Annotated in this window: 14 protein-coding genes; 6 read left to right on the top strand and 8 right to left on the bottom strand. The window is 66.8% G+C overall.

Annotated elements, in window-relative coordinates:
- Positions 1-36 precede the first annotated feature (36 nt).
- On the bottom strand, positions 37-1,572 hold the full coding sequence (locus CXY91_RS06035; protein WP_091831041.1) for a helicase HerA-like domain-containing protein: 1,536 nt from the start codon (positions 1,570-1,572) through the stop codon (positions 37-39).
- A 150-nt stretch (positions 1,573-1,722) separates the two neighbouring features.
- On the opposite strand from CXY91_RS06035, the gene CXY91_RS06030 reads away from it, so the two are divergent.
- The 4 genes from CXY91_RS06030 (at position 1,723) to scpA (ending at position 7,264) form a co-directional block, all read left to right on the top strand.
- Positions 1,723-2,109 (top strand): hypothetical protein, encoded by a 387-nt coding sequence (locus CXY91_RS06030; protein ID WP_100959689.1) that lies wholly within the window; start codon positions 1,723-1,725, stop codon positions 2,107-2,109.
- A gap of 246 nt (positions 2,110-2,355) precedes the next feature.
- Positions 2,356-4,278, top strand: coding sequence for a methylmalonyl-CoA mutase subunit beta (locus tag CXY91_RS06025; RefSeq protein ID WP_248307376.1), 1,923 nt, complete (start codon positions 2,356-2,358; stop codon positions 4,276-4,278).
- Positions 4,275-5,102 carry a bifunctional hydroxymethylpyrimidine kinase/phosphomethylpyrimidine kinase gene (gene thiD, locus CXY91_RS06020; protein WP_282569363.1) on the top strand — a complete coding sequence of 276 codons (828 nt, stop codon included), beginning with the start codon at positions 4,275-4,277 and terminating at the stop codon, positions 5,100-5,102. The genes CXY91_RS06025 and thiD overlap by 4 nt, the downstream gene beginning before the upstream one ends.
- Entirely contained in the window at positions 5,099-7,264 is a 2,166-nt protein-coding gene (gene scpA / locus CXY91_RS06015; RefSeq protein ID WP_100959687.1) for a methylmalonyl-CoA mutase, read from the top strand. The genes thiD and scpA overlap by 4 nt, the downstream gene beginning before the upstream one ends.
- Positions 7,265-7,292: 28 nt before the next feature.
- Here the strand turns inward: scpA and CXY91_RS06010 are convergent, their stop codons facing one another.
- From CXY91_RS06010 to CXY91_RS05990, 5 genes are all read right to left on the bottom strand, one after another.
- Positions 7,293-7,547: a hypothetical protein gene (locus CXY91_RS06010; RefSeq protein ID WP_100959686.1), complete on the bottom strand. Its 255-nt coding sequence runs from the start codon at positions 7,545-7,547 to the stop codon at positions 7,293-7,295.
- Positions 7,548-7,653: 106 nt separating this feature from the next.
- Entirely contained in the window at positions 7,654-8,442 is a 789-nt protein-coding gene (locus CXY91_RS06005; RefSeq protein ID WP_100959685.1) for an ABC transporter permease, read from the bottom strand.
- The gene (locus CXY91_RS06000) at positions 8,439-9,341 is read right to left on the bottom strand and encodes an ABC transporter permease (protein ID WP_248307375.1); all 903 of its coding nucleotides are present in this window, start codon (positions 9,339-9,341) and stop codon (positions 8,439-8,441) included. Before CXY91_RS06000 ends, CXY91_RS06005 begins: the two co-directional genes overlap by 4 nt.
- Complete coding sequence (locus CXY91_RS05995; RefSeq protein ID WP_100959684.1) at positions 9,338-10,513, bottom strand: ABC transporter ATP-binding protein; 1,176 nt, start codon at positions 10,511-10,513, stop codon at positions 9,338-9,340. Before CXY91_RS05995 ends, CXY91_RS06000 begins: the two co-directional genes overlap by 4 nt.
- Entirely contained in the window at positions 10,510-11,604 is a 1,095-nt protein-coding gene (locus CXY91_RS05990; RefSeq protein WP_100959683.1) for a polyamine ABC transporter substrate-binding protein, read from the bottom strand. The genes CXY91_RS05995 and CXY91_RS05990 overlap by 4 nt, the downstream gene beginning before the upstream one ends.
- Before the next feature lie 152 nt (positions 11,605-11,756).
- Between CXY91_RS05990 and CXY91_RS05985 the strand changes: the two genes are divergently transcribed.
- Positions 11,757-12,488, top strand: a complete 732-nt coding sequence (locus CXY91_RS05985; protein ID WP_100959682.1) for a DUF3750 domain-containing protein — start codon at positions 11,757-11,759, stop codon at positions 12,486-12,488.
- A gap of 172 nt (positions 12,489-12,660) precedes the next feature.
- On the opposite strand, the gene CXY91_RS05980 is transcribed toward CXY91_RS05985, so the two are convergent.
- A complete protein-coding gene (locus CXY91_RS05980) occupies positions 12,661-13,503 on the bottom strand; it encodes a lytic transglycosylase domain-containing protein (protein WP_248307374.1) in 843 nt (280 codons plus the stop codon).
- Positions 13,500-14,783 (bottom strand): cystathionine gamma-synthase family protein, encoded by a 1,284-nt coding sequence (locus tag CXY91_RS05975; RefSeq protein ID WP_100959681.1) that lies wholly within the window; start codon positions 14,781-14,783, stop codon positions 13,500-13,502. Before CXY91_RS05975 ends, CXY91_RS05980 begins: the two co-directional genes overlap by 4 nt.
- A 138-nt stretch (positions 14,784-14,921) precedes the next feature.
- Between CXY91_RS05975 and CXY91_RS05970 the strand changes: the two genes are divergently transcribed.
- Entirely contained in the window at positions 14,922-15,380 is a 459-nt protein-coding gene (locus CXY91_RS05970) for an Lrp/AsnC family transcriptional regulator (protein ID WP_100959680.1), read from the top strand.
- Positions 15,381-15,430: the final 50 nt, after the last annotated feature.

The following is a 15,430-nucleotide window of genomic DNA, read 5'->3' as shown; positions in this document are numbered from 1 at the left end:
CTGAATGACAATTACCAGATGCGGCAATTGTGCTCGCTACCGCCGCCCGCCGGTGAGGCTCCCGAGCACGCCGCGCAGGATCGCGTTGCCGACCTGGCGGCCGATCGAGGTCGCGGCCGAGCGCGCCGCCGAGGTTATGATCTTCTCGGCCATGCTCTGCGGCAGCGGCCCGCCGCGGCTGCCCGGGCCGGTCTTCGGGCGCTCCTTCGGGCCGCCGAGCCAGCCGCCGATCGTGTCGAGGATGCCGCCGCCACCGTCCGTGGAGGCCTCGACCGGCGAGCCCTCGGCATTCATCCCCTTGCGCTTCATCAGCGCCTCATAGGCCGACTCCCGGTCGACCATGGTGTCGTATTTGCCGGTGAAGCCGGAGTCGCGCATGCATTGCGCCCGCTCCTGCGGCGTGATCGGACCGACCTGCGCCATCGGCGGGGCGATCAGGCAGCGCTCGACCATGGTCGGCGAGCCCTTGCCCTCCAGCGTCGAGACCAGGGCCTCGCCGACGGCGAGCTGGGTGATCGCCTGCTCGGTGTTGATCTTGGGGTTCTGCCGGAAGGTCTCGGCGGCAGCCCGAACCGCCTTCTGGTCGCGCGGGGTGAAGGCGCGCAGCGCGTGCTGGACGCGGTTGCCGAGCTGGGCCAGCACAGTGTCGGGGATGTCGAGCGGGTTCTGGGTGACGAAGTAGACGCCGACGCCCTTGGAGCGGATCAGGCGCACGACCTGCTCGACCGCGGTGAGCAGTGCCTTGGGCGCGCCGTTGAAGAGTAGATGCGCTTCATCGAAGAAGAAGACGAGCTTGGGCTTGTCGAGGTCGCCGACCTCCGGCAGCTGCTCGAACAGTTCAGAGAGCAGCCAGAGCAGGAAGGTGGCGTAGAGCCTGGGATTGGCCATCAGCTTGTCGGCGGCCATGATGTTGACGATGCCGCGGCCGTCGCGATCGGTCTTCATCAGGTCGTTGATGTCGAGCGCCGGCTCGCCGAAGAACAGGTCGCCCTTCTGGTTCTCCAGCACGAGCAGAGCGCGCTGGATCGTGCCGACCGAGGCGGAGGTGACGTTGCCGTATTTAGTCGTCAGCTCCTGGGCGTTCTCGGCGATGAAGGCGAGGATCGCGCGCAGGTCCTTGAGGTCGAGCAGCAGCAGCTTCTGTTCGTCGGCAATGCGGAAGGCGATGTTGAGCACGCCTTCCTGGGTGTCGTTGAGATCGAGCAGGCGCGCCAGCAAAAGCGGCCCCATCTCCGAGATCGTTGCCCTGACCGGGTGGCCCTGCTCGCCGAACACGTCCCAGAACACGGTGGTGAACTGGTCGGGCTCGTATTTCAGCCCGAGCTCCTCGGCGCGCTTGACGAAGGGCGGCTTGGAATTGCCGGGCGCGGCGATGCCGGACAGGTCACCCTTGATGTCCGCGGCGAAGACTGGCACCCCGTGCCTGGCAAAACCTTCCGCCAAAACCTGCAATGTCACAGTCTTGCCGGTGCCGGTCGCGCCGGTCACCAGCCCGTGGCGGTTGGCGAGCTTGAGCAGCAGCACCTCCGGCTTCTCGCTCTTGCCGATCAGGATCGTGCCGTCATCCGCCATGGTCGCGCCTGTTCCGTTGCCATAAGGTCGTAGACAGGGTGTAGCGAACCGAAACGTTGGGCGGAAGCATGAAGATCGCTTCCATCCGAGATAGTTTATGTGTAAACTATCTTGAGAGCACCAGCAAGCTCGTCATAAGAGGACCGCACGATGGAAGAACTGATCTCCCGCATCATGGCCGCTTCCGGCCTCGACGAGTCGCTGGCGAAGAAGGCGATCGGCATCATCCTCGCGTTCCTGCAGAAGGAAGGTCCCGCGGCCGAGATCGGCCAGCTGATGGCGGCGCTGCCGGGTGCGCAGGAGCTGGCCGAGGCCGAAGGCGGCGCCAAGGGCGGCCTGATGGGCGCGATCGGCGGCCTGATGGGCGGTGGCGGCGGCGTGATGGCGCTCGGCGGCCAGCTGATGGGGGCCGGCCTGTCGATGGGCCAGATCCAGAGTGTCTCGAAGGAGATGTTCGCGGTCGGTCGCGAGAAGGCAGGCGAGGACACCATGGGCGCGATCGTCGGCGCCATCCCGGGCCTCGGCCAGTTCGTCTGAGCCGACCCAACCCTCACGAATTTCCGGAACGCCGCCCTACCGGGTGGCGTTTTCGTTTGCGGGCATAGGAGTTCCCTGTCGCGGGGTTGCGCATTTCGGCACGGCTTTCCGACCAAGGGGGCATTTGCGTTCGCGCCGAGCCATGGCAATCAGGACTTCGCGGTTGCACAATGGGCCGCCAACTGGCGTGTGCTTCATCGCCCGACAGGAATGGCGGGAGGAACGCGTGCAAGGAGTTCGCTGCTGATGACCTCGACAGTCCTCGCCGATCTGCCCTTCATGGACGCATTCGCCACCCCGGGCGAAGCGCAGTGGCGCGCCGCTGTCGACAAGGTACTGAAGGGCGCCGATTTCGAGAAGAAGCTGGTCGGGCGGACGGCGGACGGTGTCCGGATCGAACCGCTTTACGAAGCCGCGGCAGAGGGAGGCGCACGCCCCTTACGCGCCGAGGCTGGGCGCTGGCGCGTCGCGGCCCGCATCGATCACCCTGATACGGCTGAAGCAGCAAGGCTCGCCCTCGCCGAGCTGGAAGGCGGCGCCGATTCCCTCAGCCTGAGTTTCGCCGGCGCTCCCGCGGCGCGCGGCTTCGGGCTCAACGCGACCTCTGTAGATGCTCTCGACGCCACCCTCGACGGTGTCATGCTCGATCTCGTCCGCCTGCGCCTCGACCCGGCTCCCGGTGGCCGCAAGCATGCGTTGCTGCTGGCTGATCTTGTCGACAAGCGTGGCCACGCACCCTCCTCGCTCCAGATCGATTTCGGCATGGAGCCGATCGGCGTGCTCGCCAGCTCCGGTTCACTCGCGGTGCCATTGCCAGAGCTCGGCAAGCGCATCACGGAGACGATCGGCAATCTGAAGGCGCGCGGCTTCACCGGCCCCTTCCTCGCCGCCGACGGCCGCACCTGGCACGAGGCCGGCGCGACCGAAGCGCAGGAACTCGGCGCCGTCCTGGCGACAGCCGTGACCTATCTGCGCCTGCTGGAAGCGCAGGGCATCCCGCTCGCCGAGGCGCGCGACGCCATCTCCTTCACCCTTGTTGCTGATGCCGACGAGTTCGTCACAGTCGCCAAGCTGCGGGCCGCACGCCTGCTCTGGGACCGGGTGCAGCGCGCCTGCGGACTTGAACCCAAACCCGTCTTCATTCATGCCGAGACGGCCTGGCGCTCGCTGACCCGGCGCGATCCATGGGTGAATCTGCTGCGTGGCACGATCGCCGCCTTCTCGGCGGGCGTCGGCGGCGCCGATTCGATCGGCGTCCAGCCCTTCACCGCGGCGCTCGGCCTGCCCGACGGCTTCGCACGGCGCATCGCCCGCAACACCCAATTGATCCTGCTCGAAGAAGCCAATCTCTGGCGCGTCGCCGATCCGGCGGCCGGAGCCGGTGGCTTCGAGGCGTTGACGCAGGCGCTGTGCGAGCAGGGCTGGCGCAAGTTCCAGGACCTTGAGGCGGAAAGCGCCGATGGCCTGACTGGGATCGTCGGCGCGCTCGCCAACGGCCATATCCAGAAGGGGCTGGCGCGCGAGCGCGACGCCCGGGCAAAGGCGATTGCAACCCGACGCGAGCCAATCACCGGCACGAGCGAATTTCCGAATCTGTCGGAAGCCTCGGTTTCGGTGCTGGCTCCGCCGCCCCCCATGCCCGGCAACGACGCGACCGGTGCTGCGATCACTGTCGAGGCCCTGCCGAGCATCCGTTTGGCCGAGCCGTTCGAGGCGCTGCGCGCCAGCGCCGATATCGCGCAAGCCGCCGGCGAGCGGCCGAAGGCGTTCCTCGCGACGCTGGGCCCGATCGCAGGGTTCACCGCCCGCTCCGGTTTCGCCCGCAATCTGTTCGAGGCCGGCGGCATCGCTGCGCCCTCCGGCGACGGCTTCGCCAAGGCCGGCGCGACCGATCTCGACGCGCTGGTCGCAGCCTTCCGCGCTTCTGGCGCGAAGCTCGCTTGCCTCTGCGGCTCGGATGAGAGCTATGCCGCCGAGGCAGTAGCCGCTGCGGCAGCGCTGACGGCAGCCGGCGCGACGGTCTGGCTCGCCGGCCGTCCCGGTGAACAGGAGGCCGCACTGCGCGAGGCCGGGGTGACGAACTTCATCTTCGCCGGCTGCGACGCCATCGCCGTGCTGCAGGATGCGCTGGCGATCGCCATATCCCCAGTCAGCACGAGCAAGGGATAGGCATGCCGATCGCCCTCACCATCGCCGGCTCCGACTCCAGCGGCGGCGCCGGCATCCAGGCCGACCTCAAAACCTTCGCGGCGCATCAGGTTTATGGCGCCAGCGTCATCGTCGCGCTGACCGCGCAGAACACCACCGCGGTCACTGCGATCCATCCGGTGCCGGCCGATTTCGTCGCCGCGCAGCTAGGCGCCGTCTTCGACGACCTTTCGGTCGATGCGGTCAAGATCGGCATGCTCGCCACCGCCGAGCTGATCGAGACCGTCGCTGATGGGCTCGAACGCCACAACGCGAAGAACATCGTGCTCGACCCGGTTATGATCGCGGCTTCAGGAGGGCGACTCCTGCAGGAAGATGCGATCGAGGCGCTGAAGCGTCGCCTGCTGCCGCTCTGCACGATCGTCACGCCGAACCTGCCCGAGGCGGCGGCGCTGCTCGGTACTGCCATGGCTGAGACCGAGGATGCCGCGGCTGAGCAGGCCGAGGCGCTGCTGGCGCTCGGCCCGGCCAATGTGCTGGTCAAGGGCGGCCACGGCAGCGGCGACGACAGCGTCGACATCCTGATCGGCAAGGATGGCCGGCGCGAGCGCCTGGTCGCGCCGCGCATCGCCACCAAGAACACGCATGGCACCGGCTGCACGCTGTCGTCGGCGATTGCCTCGGGCCTCGCCCATGGCATCGCCCTCAACGAGGCGGTGGCGCTGGCGAAACGCTACATATCGGCCGCGATCGCGGCCTCGGACGCGGTCAAGGTTGGCCGCGGCCACGGACCGGTGCATCATTTCCACCATTGGTGGGACAGGCCAGACGGGAGCAAGCCATGACCGCGATCCCGGATTTCACGAAGCTCGCTTTCGCCGACGATGCGGCCGGCGCGGCCGCCCCCCAGGCCGCAGGCGAACTCTGGCAAACCCCGGAAGACATTCCGGTCAAGCCGCTCTACACCGCCGCCGACCGCGACGGCCTGCCCTTTGTCAACACGCTGCCGGGCATCGCGCCCTATCTGCGCGGTCCCTACCCGACGATGTACGTCAATCAGCCCTGGACGATCCGGCAATATGCCGGCTTCTCCACGGCCGAGGATTCGAATGCCTTCTATCGGCGAAATCTCGCCGCCGGCCAGAAGGGCCTTTCGGTCGCTTTCGATCTCGCCACCCATCGCGGCTATGACAGCGACCATCCGCGCGTCGGCGGCGATGTCGGCATGGCCGGCGTCGCGATCGACTCGATCTACGACATGCGCACGCTGTTCTCCGGCATCCCGCTCGACCAGATGAGCGTGTCGATGACGATGAACGGCGCGGTCCTGCCGGTGCTGGCGCTCTACATCGTCGCGGCAGAAGAACAGGGCGTGCCGGCGGCCAAGCTCTCGGGGACTATCCAGAACGACATCCTCAAGGAGTTCATGGTCCGCAACACCTATATCTACCCGCCCTCGCCCTCGATGCGGATCATCGGCGACATCTTCGCCTACACCTCGGCGAACATGCCGAAGTTCAACTCGATCTCTATCTCCGGCTACCACATGCAGGAGGCCGGAGCGACGCAGGACCTCGAGCTCGGTTACACCCTCGCCGACGGGGTCGAATATATCCGCGCCGGGCAACGGGCAGGGTTAGGCGTCGACGTCTTCGCGCCGCGGCTCTCCTTCTTCTGGGCCATCGGCATGAACTTCTTCATGGAGGTGGCGAAGCTGCGGGCCGCCAGGCTGATCTGGGCCAAGCTGGTCAAGGATTTCGGGGCGCAGAACGAGAAGTCGCTGCCCTTGCGCACCCATTGCCAGACCTCGGGCTGGTCGCTGACCGCACAGGACGTGTTCAACAATGTGCCGCGCACGATGATCGAGGCGATGGCGGCGACGCAGGGCCATACCCAGTCGCTGCACACCAACGCGCTCGACGAGGCCCTGGCGCTGCCGACCGACTTCTCCGCCCGGATCGCCCGCAACACCCAGATCGTGCTGCAGCAGGAGAGCGGCACCAACCGGATCATCGATCCCTGGGGCGGCTCCTATTATGTCGAGCGATTGACCGCCGAGCTCGCCGCCAAGGCCTGGGGCAATATCCAGGAAGTCGAGAAGCTGGGCGGCATGGCCAAGGCGATCGAGGCCGGCATCCCCAAGCTCAGGATCGAAGAGGCCGCCGCCAAGACGCAGGCGCGCATCGACGGCCGCCAGCAATCGATCATCGGCGTCAATATCTTCAAGCCGGAGAACGAGGCGGCGATCGACGTCCTCAAGGTCGACAATGCCTCGGTCCGCGCCCAGCAGCTCGACAAGCTCCGGCGGCTCAAGGCGGAGCGCAACGAGGCCGAGACGCAAGCCGCCCTCACCGCCCTCACCAATGGCGCGCAGGGCGACGGCAACCTCCTCGACCTCGCCGTCAAGGCGGCACGGGCCAAGGCCACAGTGGGAGAAATCTCGCTGGCGATGGAGAAGGTCTTCGGGCGCCACCGCGCCGAGATCAAGGCGATCTCGGGCGTCTACAAGCGGGAGGTCGGCGAGATGAACCCTGCCGTGACGCGCGTGCAGCTGATGTGCGAGGCCTTCGAGGAAGCGGACGGGCGCCGCCCGCGCATCCTCGTCGCCAAGATGGGCCAGGACGGGCACGATCGCGGCCAAAAGGTGATCGCCTCGGCCTTCGCCGATCTCGGCTTCGACGTCGATATCGGCCCGCTCTTCGCCACTCCGGAGGAGGCGGCACGTCAGGCAGTCGAGAACGACGTCCACATCGTCGGCGTATCCTCGCTGGCCGCCGGGCATCTGACTCTGGTGCCCGAACTCAAGGCTGCGCTCGCCAAGGCCGGCCGGCCCGATATCATGATCGTCGTCGGCGGCGTGATCCCGCCGCAGGATTTCGACGCCCTGATCGCGGCCGGCGCCAGCGCGATCTTCCCGCCGGGCACCGTCATCGCCGATGCGGCCGAGAAGCTGCTGGAAGAGCTCAACCAGCGCCTCGGCTACACGCAGAAGAGCGCGGCGGAGTGACGCGCCGCGCTCCACTGGGTTTCAAAGGTCACCAGCCACCGCGCCAGCGGTAATAGTGGCGCGGCGGGGGCGGCGGGCCGTAGAAGCGCGGGCCCTCGTAGTAGCGCCGCCAGCGCGGCACGCCCCAGTAGCCATAGGCCGGCGGCGCACGCCAGCCATAGCCGGGGCCGTCATAATAGGCCTGCTGGATCAGGACGCCGGCCTCGGCCTTGCTGGGCGATGCCGCGCTGATCCCGAGCGCGGCGGCAGCGATGAGGCCGGCAGAAGCGAGCGTGCGAAACATCGTGATGTCTCCTTGTGCCGGAGCGGAAAGGCTTCCCGCTCTGGCAGGCACTATCGCGCGGCTCGGCTGAACCGGCTTTGAGCGGGACGTTCAGCGAGCGTTTAGCTCACCGCCCGGCCAGTGCGTCCCGCTTCATCAGCAGGGACGCCCCGATCACCGCGACCGCCACCGCCGCGATCATGATCGTGCAGGCGGCGTTGATCTCGGGCGTCACTCCGAGGCGGATCGCCGAATAGAGCCGCATCGGCAGCGTCGTCGCGCCCGGCCCGGTGGTGAAGCTGGCGATGACGAGATCGTCGAGCGAGAGCGTGAAGGCCAGCATCCAGGCAGCGGCGACTGCCGGCCAGATCAGCGGCAGCGTCACGGTCCGGAACGTTTCCGTCGGCGTCGCACCGAGATCACGCGCAGCTTCTTCCAGCGAGCGGTCGAAGCCGGCGAGGCGCGCCTGCACGACGATGCAGGCAAAGCCGAGGCTGAAGGTCGCGTGGGCGATGACGACGGTCCAGTAGCCACGCTCGACTTCGCCGGCGACGAAGAGCAACAGCAGCGACAGGCCGGTGATCACTTCGGGCATGACCAATGGCGCCATCACCATGCCGGAGAAGAGCATGCGTCCCGCGAAGACCCGGTAGCGCGCCAGCGCCAGCGCCGCCAGCGTCCCGAGGACTGTCGCCAGAGTCGCCGAGACCAGCGCGACGCGGATCGTCAGCCAGGCCGCGTCGAGCAAGGGTTCGTTGCGTAGCAGCGCGCCATACCAATGCGTCGAGAAGCCGCCCCAGACCGTCACCAGCCGCGAGGCGTTGAAGGAATAGGCGATCAGCCCGACGATTGGCAGATAGAGAAAGGCGAAGCCGGCGAGGAGCGCGGCCAGATGGAAGGCTCCAAAGCGCCTCATTGGGTCGCTCCGCGCGCCCGCTGCAGCAGCATCAGCGGCAGGACGAGGACGACGAGCAGCACGATCGCCACCGCCGAAGCCAGCGGCCAGTCGCGGTTGGAGAAGAACTCGTTCCAGAGCACCTTGCCGACCATCAGCGTGTCGGAGCCCCCGAGCAGATCGGGGATGACGAACTCGCCGATCGCCGGGATGAAGACCAAAGCCGAGCCGGCGAGGATGCCGGGGATCGAGAGCGGAAGGGTCACGGTCAGGAAAGTGGTCAGCGGCTTCGCGCCGAGATCGGAGGCCGCTTCCAACAAGGTGCCGTCGAGCTTCTGCAAGGTAGAGAACAGCGGCAGCACCATGAAGGGCAGATAGGAATAGACCATGCCGATCAGCACCGCGGCGTCGGTGTTGAGCAGGCGCACCGGCTCGGAGGTCAGCCCGATGCCCATTAGCGCCATGTCGAGCAACCCGTCCGGCCGCAGGATACCGATCCAGGCGTAGACGCGGATCAGGAAGGAGGTCCAGAACGGCAGGATGACGAGGACCAGCAGCATGCCCTGCCAACGCTTGGGAGCAAGCGCCATCGCATAGGCGAGCGGATAGCCGATCGCGAGCGCGATCAGCGTCGTCAGCGCCGCGATGCGCAGCGAAGACAGATAGCTCTGCCAGTAGAGCGGGTCGTCGCCGAGCAGGCGGAAGTTCTCGAGATCGAGCGCGCCGAGGAACTCGCCGAGTTGGCCGATGCCGGGGAAATGCGGCGCATAGGGCGGCTGGTCGGTCGCGGCGTCCGACAGCGCGATCCGGAGCACGATGACGAAGGGCGCCAGGAAGAAGGCGATGAGCCAGAGATAGGGAATGGCCGCGACCAGCAGGCCGCGCCCCGTTCCGCTGGCTCGGGGGACCGGCGTGCTCACGACACCAGCACCATGCCGGCCTCGACGTCCCAGGAGAGCCAGACCTTGTCTTCCCAGGCGAAGGGCCGCTCGATCCGCCGCGTGCGGTTGGTGAGCGAGACCTTGAAGAGCTTGCCCTCGTCGCCACCGACCATGACCTGGACCATGGTCATGTCGCCGAGATAGCCGATATCCCAGATCTCGCCGGCGACCTTGTTGACGCCCTGCGCGGGCTCGTCGTGGCTGAGCGCGATCTTCTCGGGGCGCAGGCCGACGGTGAGCGCATCGCCAGGCCGGCAGCTCGGCGCATCCTCGTCGAGCTCGATCACCCCGGCAGGACCGCTCTCCAGCGTGACGAGATCGCCTTCGACAGCCGCGACCTTGCCCTCGATCAGATTGATGTCGCCGACGAACTCGGCGACGAAGCGGCTGGAAGGCGCCTCGTAGATCAGGTCCGGCGGCGCGATCTGCAGCAGCCGGCCATGGTCCATCACCGCCATGCGGTCGGCCATGGTCATGGCCTCGTCCTGGTCGTGCGTCACGACCATGAAGGTCAGGCCGAGATCGGCCTGCAGGTCCATCAGCTCGTATTGCGTCTCTTCGCGCAGCTTCTTGTCGAGTGCGCCGAGCGGCTCGTCGAGCAGCAGCAGCTTGGGCTGCTTGACCAAAGCGCGGGCGAGCGCGACGCGCTGGCGCTGGCCGCCGGAGAGCTGGTCCGGCCGGCGATTCTCCATGCCTTTCAAGCGGACGCGGCCCAGCATGGTCTCGACGCGCTGGGCGATCTCGGCCTTGGGCAGGCCTTCGCGCTTCAGCCCATAGGCGATGTTGTCGCCGACACTGAGATGCGGGAACAGCGCATAGGACTGGAACATCATGTTGACCGGCCGCTGGTGCGGCGGCACCGCGGTGATGTCGACGCCATCAAGCAGGATCTCGCCCGCGTCGGGCTGCTCGAAGCCGGCGAGCATGCGCATCAGCGTGGTCTTGCCGCAGCCAGACGGCCCCAGCAGCGCGAAGAACTCGCGCTGGTGGATCGCAAGCGAGAGCCGGTCGACCGCGGTCACCGTGCCGAAGCGCTTGGTGACGTTCCTGAACTCGACCAGCGGTTTCGCCGCCGGGTCGTTCCAGGGCTGGAAGTCGCGCCGGACGCTGCCCGGCGAGGCGCGCCTTCCCCCGGCCTCCGGCCTGTTCACCTGCCGCTCTTGACGCGGGTCCACAGCCGGTTGACCACCCGCTGCGTCTTCTGGTCGTAGGGCGTGATCGTGTAGAGGCGGCTCATCACCGCGTCGGTCGGATAGATGCCGGGATTGTCGCGAACCTCGGCCGAGAGCAGCGGCTTGGCCGCGAGATTGCCGTTGGCGTACTGGATGAAGTCCGAGTTCTTCGCCGCCATCTCCGGCCGGTTGACGAAGTCGATGAACTGCAGCGCCGCATCCTGGTTGCCGGCATCCTTCGGGATCACGAAAGAATCGAACCACATCAGCGCGCCTTCCTTCGGGATGACGTAGCTGATCTCGACCTTGTTCTTGGCCTCGACCGCGCGCTTCTTCGCCTGCAGCACGTCGCCGGAATAGCCCACCGCAAGGCAGATATCGCCGTTGGCGAGCGCGTTGATGTACTCCGACGAATGGAACTTCTGGATGTGCGGGCGGATCTTGCGCAGCAACTCGCCGGCTTTTTCGAGATCGGCCTCCTTCTTCGAATCGGGATCGAGCCCGAGATAGCGCAGTGCCGCCGGGAACATCTCCTCGACCGCGTCGAGCACATGCACGCCGCAATTGGAGAGCTTCTTCAGCTTCTCCGGATCGAAGACGATGTTCCAGCTGTCGATGACCGCGTCGTTACCGAGCCGTTCCTTCACCTTGGCGACGTTGTAGCCGATCCCGGTGGTACCCCACATGTAATTCACGGCGTATTTGTTGCCGGGATCGTATTTGGCCAGACGCTGCCTGATCTCGGGCCAGGCGTGCTTGAGGTTCGGCACCTTGGCGGTGTCGATCGGCGTATAGAGTCCGATCGGAATATGGCGTGGCAGGAAGGAAGCGGTGACGACGACGAGGTCGTAGCCGGTCTTGCCGGCAAGCAGCTTGGTCTCGACTGTCTCCATCTGGTCGAAGGTGTCGTAGACGACGGTGATGCCGGTCTCTTTCTTGAAGGCATCGAGCACCTCCGGATTGACGTAGTCCGACCAGTTGAAGATGCGCAGTTCCTTGTTGTCCTGCGCCCTAGCCGGGCTGGCCGCCAGAACGAGCCCGAAAGCCACCGCAGCGGCCACTCTATGCATAACCGACGTCAACGTGCGCAATCTGCCCCTCCTTTGATTTCGCGGCTGCACGCTAGCAGCTTGCGACGAAGCCTCAACCTCGATTTCGTGATCGGTGACGCGCCGTCGCGCCTTGTTGCGGCCCCGCCTCGCGCCCTATTTTCCGCAGAAGAATGATCCGGCGCTTTTTCCTCTTTTTCGCGGTTTTCTTCCTCCTGCCGCTCGGCACGCATGCCGCCTGGTGGCAATGGCAGGCGCGCGCGCCCGACTGGGCCCGCGCCGACTGGTCGAGCGCCGCGCTGCTGCCGGCGCCCGCCATCGCGCCCGAAGCGACTGTCCACATCTTCGCCGCCCGGGTCGGACGCTGGCGCGGCGTCTTCGCCCATCACTCCTGGGTCGTGGTCAAGGAGAAGAACGCCCCTGCCTATACCCGCTTCGACGTCGTCGGCTGGGGCAACCCGGTACGCGTCAACGTGCGCGTCGCCGACGGGCGCTGGTATGGCAATGTCCCGGAGCTGGTCGGCGAGATCAAAGGGCAGGCAGCCGAGGCGCTGATCCCGCGCATCCGCGACGCCGTGAAGAGCTATAGCTACAGCGAGTATGGTTCCTATGCCGCCTGGCCTGGGCCGAACTCGAACAGCTTCGTCCAGCACATCCTTTCCGAAGTGCCGGAGCTTGGCCGTGCCCTGCCGCCGACCGCGATCGGCAAGGACTGGCGCGAAGGCGGCCTCTATGCCGGCCTCACGCCAAGTCGCACCGGGCTGCAAGCCTCGCTCTACGGGCTCGCGGGGGTCACCTTCGGCTGGGTCGAGGGCGTCGAGATCAACCTGCTCGGGCTGGTGGCGGGCTTCGACCTGCAGCGGCCGGCGCTCAAGCTGCCGGGCTGGGGCCGGGTGGGGTTATAGTGTCCCTCGCACAGCGGCTTCGCGATTCAAACGCGAGTCGTCCCGGGCGACCGAAGGGAGACCCGGGACCCATTCCGGAACCTTTCCGATCGAGCTTCAGGAATGGATCCCGGATCGGCGCCGCTGCGCGGCTTGTCCGGGATGACCAATACCGAAGGCCGCAGCAGATCGTTTAGTTCCGCAGCACCAGGCAGGCTCCGCCCGCCTGCCGCAGGCGATTGCAGGTCAATGTCGCCTCGCGCAGGCTCTGCGCCGGAAGCCTGACCCGGTAGAAGCGGCCCCTCCCCCGTCCCGGCACGGCCGAGCCCAGGATCATGGTCGGCTTGGCGGCGAGCAGCGAAGCGAAGCGCGCCGCGACACGCTGATAGGAGGCGATGGCGCGCGCCTTCGAGGTGTTGCCGGCGAGCTGCACGCCGAACGGCCCATAGGCGCCCTCGACCAGCACGGCCGGCGTGGTGATGCGGATCGAAGCCACCGTTGCGAGGCAATCGGTCTCCTCGCGCGTCGCCGGCGGCGGCGTCTCGCCTGCGCCGAGCCGCCATTCCTCGACGGGGCGGCCGGTGATGAAGCGGACATAGGCCTGCGTCTCATAGGGCAGCATGCCGCCACGCTCGACCCAGCGCGCGACACGGTTCGGCCCGCCGTTGTAGGCGGCAGCGGCGAGGCCGAGATTGCCGAACTGGTTCTTCAACGCTGCGAGGAAGGCGGCCGAATGGGGGATCGCCGCCTCGGGATCGAACGGGTCGGCGAGGCCGCGCTCGCTCGCCGTGCCCGGCATGAACTGGGCGATGCCCTGCGCCCCGGCCGGGCTGACGACGTTCGGCCGGAAACTGCTCTCGCGCCAGATCAGGCGGGTGAAGAAGGCGACCGGCAGGCCATGCGTCTTCGCGGCGCCTTCGATCAGGCGGCAGATGGTCTGCGCCACACTCTCGGTCTGCGGCTCGGCCAAAGCCGGGCCGCCGAGCAGCGTGGCGGCGAGCGCCGCGGCGAGGATGCGGCGCCGCCCTGCCCTCACGCGGCGTCGAGCGCCTGGGCGAGATCCGAGATCAGGTCCTCGATATTCTCGATGCCGACCGAGATGCGGATCAGTGCGTCGGTGAGGCCGATCTCCTCGCGCAGTTCCCGGGCGACGCCGGAATGGGTCATCGCGGCGGGATGCGAGACCAGAGTCTCGGTGCCCCCTAAGCTGACCGCGAGCTTCATGATCTGCAGGTTATCGAGCACGGCGAAGGCTTCCTTCTCGCCACCCTTGACGTCGAAGGCGAACGTCGAGCCTGGCTCGACGCATTGCCGGTCGAACACGGCCTTGCGCGGGTCGCCCTCAGCGAGATCGCCGAGATAATGGACCTTGGCGATCTTCGGATGCTTGCGCAGATAGTCGGCGACCTTGCGGCCATTCTCGTTGGCGCGATGCATGCGGATGTCGAGCGTCTCGAGAGAGCGCATCAGCATCCAGCAGGAGTTCGGATCGAGCTGGGTACCGAGCGAGCCGCGCCAGCTCTTCACCTGCCGCACCAGCGCCTTCGAGCCGCTGATCGAGCCGCCGACGAGATCGCTGTGGCCGCCGACATATTTGGTCAGCGACAGCAAGGTCAGGTCCGCGCCGTGCTTCAGCGGCTTCTGGAAGATCGGGCCGAGCATGGTGTTGTCGACCACGACCGGCGGACGATGCCCCTGCGACATCTCCAGCTCGTCGGCGATAGCCTTGCAGGCCGAGAGATCGACAAGGCCGTTGGTCGGGTTGGCCGGGGTCTCGACCAGGATCATCGCGACCCGGCCCTTGGCGGCGGCGTCCTGCGCGACCTTGCGCATCTGCGCGACGTCGACGCCGTCGGTGAAGCCGAAGGGCGTGACGCCGAAGGCACCCATCTGGTTCTTCAGCAGCGTCTCGGTGCCGCCATAGAGCGGCCGGCTGTGGACGATGGTGTCGCCCGGTCGCAGGAAGGCGAAGCAGGTCGTTGCGATCGCCGCCATGCCGCTGGCGAAGACGGCGCAGGCTTCCGCCTCGTCCCAGATCGCCAGGCGATCCTCGAGGATCTCCATGTTGGGATGGTTGAAGCGCGAATAGACCAGGCCCGACTTCTCGCCCGGCTTGAGCTGGCGGCGGCCGGAGGTCAGGTCGAAGAAGTCCTTGCCCTGCTGGGCGTTCTCGAAGACGAAGGTCGAGGTCAGGAAGACCGGCGGCTTGAGCGCGCCTTCCGACATGGCCGGCGAATAGCCATAGCCCATCATCAGCGTCTCGGGGTGGAGCCGGCGGTTGGCGATCCGGTCCTTATGATAGTTGTCGTCGCTCATGACTGCCTCCTCGCCGGCCGATGCGGCCTGGTGACGCGAGCCTAGGACGATCCTAAGGCCATTGCATGAACGATCACCCGTGCTCTAGAGCAAGATTTTGCAGCTTCCTGCTCGAAGATCAGCGCGAAGGAGCAGACCATGCTCGATACGATCGACCGCCGCATGCTCTCCCTGCTCCAGGAGGATGGCCGCATCACCAATCAGGAGCTGTCGGAGAAGGTCGGCCTGTCGCCGACGCCCTGCCTGCGCCGGCTGAAGCGACTGGAAGAGACCGGCGTCATCAGGGGCTATTCGGCGATCGTCGACCCCAAGGCCTATGGCCTGCCCTTCAGCGTCTTCGTCTCGGTCCGGCTCAGCCAGCAGAACACGGAGCAGATCGCCGAGTTCGAGAAGGCAGTCGAGACCTGGCCTGAGGTCGCGGAGTGCTATCTGATGACCGGCAGCCAGGACTATCTGCTGCGCGTGCTGACCGACGGCATCGAGGGCTATGAGCGCTTCCTGAAGCAGAAGATGACACGGCTGAAATGCGTCCAGTCGGTCGAATCCAACTTCGCCCTGGCGACGATCAAGAAGCGCGTCGGCCTGCCGCCGCTCTAACCGGGCACGCGCAAGGAACGATCCAGATCACATGCCGACGCGGCAGGGCC

It is taken from the genome of Allobosea sp. FBZP-16 (assembly GCF_002831785.1).
GTDB classification, from domain to species: domain Bacteria; phylum Pseudomonadota; class Alphaproteobacteria; order Rhizobiales; family Beijerinckiaceae; genus Allobosea; species Allobosea lupini.
Note: the sequence above shows the minus strand (reverse complement) of the source record. Positions and strands in the feature narration are given on the sequence as shown.